The sequence below is a fragment of the Janthinobacterium sp. TND4EL3 genome (genome assembly GCF_900156175.1).
In the GTDB taxonomy this organism is placed as follows: domain Bacteria; phylum Pseudomonadota; class Gammaproteobacteria; order Burkholderiales; family Burkholderiaceae_D; genus Janthinobacterium.
Window position 1 is genome coordinate 1 of record NZ_FTMV01000071.1, and the last position, 1,151, is coordinate 1,151.

At 67.6% G+C, this 1,151-nt stretch carries 1 protein-coding gene; it reads right to left on the bottom strand.

Annotation, left to right across the window (positions count from 1 at the left end):
* Positions 1–1,151: thiamine pyrophosphate-dependent enzyme (locus BXA07_RS29695; RefSeq protein ID WP_244556461.1), on the bottom strand; the 1,151-nt coding region annotated here is incomplete at both ends.

Consider the following 1,151-nt stretch of genomic DNA (forward strand, 5'->3'; position numbering starts at 1 on the left):
ATCAGATAGCTGCCGTCGCCCACCATGACGATGACTTCGGCTTCCGGCTTGGCCATCTTGACGCCGAGGCCGCCGGCGATTTCATAGCCCATGCACGAGTAGCCGTATTCCATGTGGTAGCCACCCGGTGTTTCCGTTCGCCACAGCTTGTGCAGTTCGGCCGGCAAGGTGCCCGCCGCGCAAACGACGATATCACGGGTGGTCGAGTCGCTCGATGAGCGCTGCACGGCACCGATGACTTCGCCGTCGTACGGCAAGCCGGCCACTTCCCGTTTGCCGGTAATGGACGCCACGGTGGCGCGCCAGGCCTGGCCTGCCTGCTGCGCACGGTCCAGCCACTGGCCCGCGCTATTCCAGCTGCCCAGCAGCCGCGACAGCCCCTGCAAGCCGAGTGTCGCGTCCGCCTGCAGGCCCAGGCCCCGGCGTTTCAGCGCATCAAAGCTGTTGACGTTCAGGCTCACCAGTTGCGCCTGCGCAAACAGGGAGTTGGACCCGGTCGTGAAATCCTGCAGGCGCGTGCCGACGGCCAGCACCACGTCCGCGTCCGCCGCCAGCGCATTCGCGGCGGGCGAACCGGTGACGCCGATGGCGCCCAGCTGCAACGGGTGGTCCCACGGCAAGGAACTCTTGCCGGCCTGGGTTTCCGCCACGGGAATGCCGTGCCGTTCGGCAAACGCCCGCAAGGCGGCGCCGGCCTGGCCGTACAGCACGCCGCCACCGGCGACGATCAGCGGCTGTTTCGCCGCTTGCAGCAAGGCGGCCGCCTCTTCCAGCTCCTGCTCGACGGGCGGCACGGCGCGCAAACGCACGACTCCCGGTTCGAAAAAGTCGGCCGGATAGTCATACGCCATCGTCTGCACGTCCTGCGGCAGGGACAAGGTGACGGGGCCGCAGGCGGCCGCGTCCGTCAAGGCGGCAATCGCGCGCGGCAAGGCCGTCAGCAATTGCTCCGGATAGACGATGCGGTCGAAATAGCGCGATAAAGGTTTAAAGGCATCGTTGACCGAGACGCTGCCATCGCCGGCGTCTTCCAGCTGCTGCAAGACGGGGTCCGGCGCGCGCGAGACGAACACGTCGCCGGGCAAGAGCAGCACGGGCAGGCGGTTGACGTGCGCCAAGGCAGCCGCCGTCAGCAGGTTGGTGGCACCGGG